Annotated in this window: 5 protein-coding genes; 3 read left to right on the top strand and 2 right to left on the bottom strand. The window is 39.7% G+C overall.

Going from position 1 to position 6,002, the window contains the following annotated elements:
- Positions 1–355: 355 nt before the first annotated feature.
- Positions 356–2,251, top strand: coding sequence for a sodium:proton antiporter (locus Q4546_RS15370; RefSeq protein WP_102437787.1), 1,896 nt, complete (start codon positions 356–358; stop codon positions 2,249–2,251).
- 83 nt (positions 2,252–2,334) lie between these two features.
- Here Q4546_RS15370 and bcp read toward each other — a convergent pair whose 3' ends face one another.
- Together bcp and Q4546_RS15360 are read right to left on the bottom strand one after the other, a co-directional pair.
- Positions 2,335–2,805 (bottom strand): thioredoxin-dependent thiol peroxidase, encoded by a 471-nt coding sequence (bcp, locus tag Q4546_RS15365; protein ID WP_102531313.1) that lies wholly within the window; start codon positions 2,803–2,805, stop codon positions 2,335–2,337.
- 21 nt (positions 2,806–2,826) lie between these two features.
- Positions 2,827–3,354, bottom strand: coding sequence for a glycine cleavage system protein R (locus Q4546_RS15360; RefSeq protein WP_102437160.1), 528 nt, complete (start codon positions 3,352–3,354; stop codon positions 2,827–2,829).
- Positions 3,355–3,707: 353 nt separating this feature from the next.
- Here Q4546_RS15360 and dapA point away from each other — a divergent pair, with 353 nt between their 5' ends.
- Both dapA and bamC read left to right on the top strand, forming a co-directional pair.
- Entirely contained in the window at positions 3,708–4,595 is an 888-nt protein-coding gene (dapA, locus tag Q4546_RS15355) for a 4-hydroxy-tetrahydrodipicolinate synthase (protein WP_102437162.1), read from the top strand.
- On the top strand, positions 4,596–5,696 hold the full coding sequence (gene bamC / locus Q4546_RS15350; protein WP_102437164.1) for an outer membrane protein assembly factor BamC: 1,101 nt from the start codon (positions 4,596–4,598) through the stop codon (positions 5,694–5,696).
- Positions 5,697–6,002 lie beyond the last annotated feature (306 nt).

The following is a 6,002-nucleotide window of genomic DNA, read 5'->3' as shown; positions in this document are numbered from 1 at the left end:
CAGCAGTTGGTTACTTTGTATTAGTAAGCTGAGCCTGTCACGCCGGGGGCGCAGGTTCGAGTCCCGTCCGCTGCGCCGAACAGATTAGCCCTTGTCATAAGACAAGGGCTTTTTTGTGCCTGTAATTTATGACATTGAATGTATTTATCTTAAGCTGAGTCTATTGTTCTGCGGCTTTAACGTGAAAATTATTAAGCTTTAGATACTTCCAATCAGCAGGTTAAAAGGTTGATGTTAAGTTAAAAAATTACGGTAGATGTTTTAATTAAGCCTTGCTCTGATGTGTAATTTAGTATTTTATTAAAGATACAAACTCACGAGCTATATCGCAGAAAATATAAAAAAGGAATTGTCCATGGTAGAACACATAACTGGCATGCTCGCGCTGATTGGCGTGCTGTCTTTATTGTGTCAATGGTTAGGTTGGAAGTTTCGTCTTCCTGCAATATTACCGTTATTGTTATGCGGTTTGTTACTTGGTCCGGGGCTTGGCATTTTAGACCCTGATGCTATCTTTGGCGATTTGCTGTTTCCCATTATTTCATTGGGGGTCGCGGTTATTCTTTTTGAAGGCGCGTTAACCCTCAATTTTAAAGAAATCAAAGATCACGGCCGCATGGTGACAAACTTAGTGACCTTTGGTGCCTTTATAACTTGGGCTTGTATCGCCCCAGCCGCTCATTGGCTATTAGGCTTTGAATGGCCCATGGCGCTACTTTTTGGTGCATTAGTGGTAGTGACAGGTCCAACAGTAATAGTGCCTATGCTGCGCACAGTAAGGCCAAAATCAAACCTTGCCAGCATCTTACGCTGGGAAGGAATAGTCATAGACCCTATCGGGGCAATTTTAGCAGTATTAGTTTATGAATATATTGCTGTGGCGACCGCTGCAGATCCCACCACCCATATATTATTCGCTTTAGGCATGACATTACTGTTAGGTTTTGGACTTGGGGCGCTTGCTGGCTATCTCATTGGCATTGCACTTCGTAGTAATGTGTTTCCTCATTATCTTAAAAATACTGCGGTATTAACTATTATGCTGGGCGTCTTTGTTGGTTCTAATTTGATCCAAGAAGAGTCTGGGCTGTTAACCGTGACTGTGATGGGCATTTGGTTAGCGAATATGCGTGGGGTTGATATTGCGGATATTTTAGAGTTTAAAGAGACTCTTACCGTATTACTGATCTCCGCCTTGTTTATTTTATTAGCAGCAAGACTTAACTCGACCGCGATGCTTGATTTAGGTTGGGGCGGTGTCGGTGTCTTACTGGTCGTGTTGTTGGTTGCAAGGCCTCTGAGTATCTGGATTTCTGGTATTGGTACTAGTTTATCTAGAGCTGATAAATGGTTTTTAAGTTGGGTCGCACCAAGAGGGATAGTTGCAGCGGCAATTTCTTCGTTATTTGCCATTAAGCTTGAAGCTATTGGGGTTAATGGTGCCAGCTCGATAGTGCCATTAGTGTTTTTAATTATTATTGGCACTGTTGTAATACAAAGCTTAACGGCAGGCCCATGGGCTAAGTTTTTAGGTGTAAAGGCCGATTCATCACAAGGCTTACTGTTATTTGGTGCCTCTAAGTTTTCACGTGAGTTAGCTAAGGTGTTAACGGCTAAGCAAGTGAAAGTGGTATTAGCCGATAATAACTGGGACAACATTCGTCAAGCGAGAATGGCGAATATCCCGGTTTATTTTGGTAATCCGGCCTCTGAACACGCCGAAAACTTTATGGATTTAAGTGGTATAGGTCGAGTGCTAGTGTTATCTCCCTATCGTCAATTAAACCCTTTAGTGAGTTTTCATTTTCAAGACTTATTCGGTACCAATAAAGTGTATGGCTTAAATAATGCCGAAGGGGGAAGTGCCAGACATCAATTGTCAGAGTCTTATTTAAAGCGTTTGTGTTTATTTGGTGAGTCAATTTCTTATGCCAAAATAGCCAGTTACATGGCGAAAGGTGCTGTTATTAAAGTTACTAATATTACGGATAATTTTACATTTGAACACTTTAAACAGCGTTATGGTGAAACGGCGATGCCGTTAATTTACCTGACTAAAGATCAGAAAGTAAAAATTATTTCAGGTACTGAAATTAATGAATTACCAGTCGGTATCGAGTTAATTAGCCTATTGCCGAAAGAGGCGCAAGAGCAAGATATCATCCAACGTAATTTAGCTGAAGTAACAGAAAATGAAGACGCTAATGAGCAAGATGACTCTGGTGAAACTTTCGGCAATACATCAGCTTGAATTTGATTTTGACTAAAAATCAGCAATAAAAAAGCTTCGTATTAACGAAGCTTTTTTTATGGAATTTTTACATAAGGCTTAAGTTAAAGCGTTTCTAACACCGATAACACCACTTCATGGTGGTTTTTGGTTTTAAATTTATCGAACACATGTACTATTTTGCCATCTTGACCAATGAGGAAGCTCAATCTATGGATACCGTCATAGATTTTGCCCATGAATTGCTTCTCGCCCCACACGCCAAAGGCATCAGCAACGGCATGATCTTCATCACTGAGTAAGGCAAAGTTTAACTCTTGCTTGTCATTGAACTTAAGCAGTTTAGCAACTGGGTCAGGGCTTAAACCCAATACTGTGACATTATGATTTGCTAACTGGTCTTTGCTATCACGCAAGCCTTGAGCTTGCACTGTGCAACCAGGTGTTGATGCTTTAGGGTAAAAATAAACTAACACAGGGCCGGTTTTTAAAGCTTCAGTGAGAGAGACTGATTGGTCAAATTGATTTTGTAGGGTAAATTGTGGTGCTAAATCACCAAGGGTTAAGGTATTCATTTTATGTCCTTATTTTATATTCTATTTGTCACTGTTTTGCATATGATTGATAGAGCACTCAAGTGATAGTTCTTTTGCCAGTTCATGGATACTTTTTTCAAGCTTTATAAGATCAATTTTTTCCGGCACATTGATAGTAAATAAAATATGCTGCGTTAAATTATCGTCGTCAGCGTGAGAGCGCACCGCAGCAAGATCAAGGGAACGATCCGCTAAGAATTCGGTTATTCGCTTCATGGTGCCACGTTGATCTTGACCGTTAACATTGACCTCGATACGCGACACGTAATTTTGTGGTGTATGCTTGGAAGTACGTTTCATTACCATGAGTAATTCAAGCTGTACACTTAAGCTGGGTAACTGGGTTTCTATCTTTGTTATTGCTGCCCAAGAGCCTGAAATCATCATAATTAAGGTAAATTCATTACCAAAAAGTGCCATACGGCTATCGACGATGTCACAGTCACATTCACTTGCTAAACGGGCTAGACGACTTACTAAACCAGGGCGATCAGCACCCATAGCAGTAACGACCAGATAGTTGGTCATGGATTTTCCTCACTTTTTCGATATCATGGAGCGTAAACTAGCGAGCTAACGCAAAGTTTTTTTGCGGGAACTAATGCTACCATAACTAATGTAAAACCACATAAGTATGTCACTATGAAAGTTAATTCATATTAAAAATTTACTTCTTGGCATAACAACTTAGGTGTAAGATTGATTTCAATGAAATAAAGTACCTAACGTCATGATATAAAAAATATGCTTAGCCATTAAACAATCATCTGACGATGTAAATTTGTGCTTTAGTAAAAATGCATTTGAGAGCCCCCGTTAATGCTTGTCATTAGTTGTAGGCATCAGTAACATAGCGAATCCTGAAACCTTGGGGAATTTAGATGATAAACGGAAGCATCGTTGCCTTAATCACTCCTATGAATAGTGATGGCACAGTAGATTATAAAAGTCTTGAAAGACTGGTAGAGTTTCATATAGAGCAGGGGACTGATGCGATCGTTGCAGTCGGTACAACAGGTGAGTCTGCTACTTTACCCATTAAAGAACATGCACAAGTTGTGTCGCAAACTGTTAAATTTGCCGCAGGTCGTATACCCGTCATTGGTGGTAATGGCGCTAACGCCACTGCCGAAGCGATAGAACTTACCCAATCAATGGCTGATTCTGGCATTGTTGCCATGCTTGGGGTCACGCCTTATTACAATAAGCCTTCACCTAAGGGCTTAATTGCACATTATAAAGCTGTTGCAGCAAGTACTGATATCCCTCAAATTCTTTATAACGTCCCTGGACGTACTTCAGTGGATATGTTGCCTGAAACCGTGGCTGAATTAGTAGCGGTGGAAAATATTATCGGTGTTAAAGAAGCCACTGGCGATTTAACCCGTGTTGCTCGATTACGCGAGCTTTGCGGTCAGGATTTCAAACTTTATAGCGGCGATGATGCCACTGCGAGAGACTTTTTATTACTTGGCGGTGATGGTGTTATTTCGGTTGCTAATAATATTGTTCCAAAAGCATTTAAACAACTGTGTGATGCAGCATTAGCAGGTGACCATGCTTTATCCGAAAAACTAAACCTACCACTGAAAGGTTTATATGAGCATTTATTCTGCGAAGCTAACCCAATCCCTGTTAAATGGGCTGCGCATCAAATGGGTTTAATTAGCCAAGGACATATTCGTTTACCTTTAACTGAACTTTCTGAGCAGTTTCATGGTCAGTTGTTAGAAGCGATGAAACAAGCCGAGATAGAGGTAACACAATAAATGTTGAAGCAAGTCACTCCAATTTTACTTATAGCAGCAGTTTCTGCTTGTAGTTCACCGACAGATCGTCGCGTTGCCAATGGCAATGATGAATATGTTAACGCCAAAGAAGTCCCACTATTAGTTATTCCAGAAGGCTTGACTGAGCCAACTTATGGCCGTGAATACGACATTCCTAAAGTGGGTAACAAAGTTGATAAAGACTTAGTTGGAAAACGTCTGGATATTCGTCCTCCTTTACTGGTCTTGCCTATGTCTGAAGGTACGCGTATTGAAGAAGGCAGTGACAATATTAAAATTATTGTCGAATCAATTACGACCACAAAAGATCTAAAACAAGAAGTTTTTGATAATTTACATGGTTTCTTAGCAAAACATGAAGTACCTATCGAAAACGAAAATTATGACGAAGGTTTTATCGAAACAGGTTGGATAGACACGCAAGACGTCATAGAAACAAGCTGGTTCGGTGAAGACAAAGTGTATTTACTGCGTCAACGTTACCGTTATGAGGTCGATGTGAGTCCTCATGGTCGCTCAGGCAGCATGGGTATTGATCTGATTGAGCATGAAGAAAGCTACAATGGTGATGATCAGCAAGTGCTATTAACGGCAGAAGATAAACGCCGTTACACCGTTGATATGCTCAATAACACTATTGCTTACATCAGCTTAAAACGTGACAAGCAAATTAAAGCTGACCGTATTCAACAAAGTAAAGGTATTAACGTTGATCTAGTGGCTGAAACAGAAACCACTGGCGCTTATTACATTTCAGAAGTTGATTTCAATAAAACCTGGGATCGATTACGTATTGTATTGCCTGAGCTAGGTTTCGATATTGTTGATATGAACAGCGCCAAAGGTTTGTATTATATTGTCTTGGAAGAAACTGGCGGGTTCTGGAGTTCATTATGGGGCGAAGATAAGTTATCACTTGAAAAAGGTAACTATCGAATTGAGCTTGTTGAAACTGATGATAAAGATCAAACTGAAATCTTTATTAAAGATGCCGCAGGTGAGCCATTAGAAAATGAAACGATTACTGAAATCTATCGCGTAGTCAGCGAAGCAATGAAAGAAGATCGTAAAGTACGATAATGCGTTAAATTAACATTACCTAATTGTTCGTATTTTAGGCTATCAAAAAAAAGAGACAGTATTTACTGTCTCTTTTTTTATGCTTTAAAAACAGTAAAAATAGTCATTTAACCTTCTATATCGATTGTTTACCAATTAAAAAGCTAAGATTGATCTTAGTTAACCCCGATCCCGTATATTCCGCAAATGTTTCCTAAGTTTGTTAATTGTAAGAAAAGGTAAAACACCTTGATACCAGTATGATGCTGAGTACACTAGCGGTTGGCTAAATCCCATAACATATCGTTTTTGAGTTTGATGAATGGA

The organism is Shewanella sp. 4_MG-2023 (assembly GCF_030548015.1).
GTDB lineage: Bacteria > Pseudomonadota > Gammaproteobacteria > Enterobacterales > Shewanellaceae > Shewanella.
The sequence above is the reverse complement of the archived record's forward strand: the minus strand, read 5'-3'. Positions and strand labels throughout refer to the sequence as shown.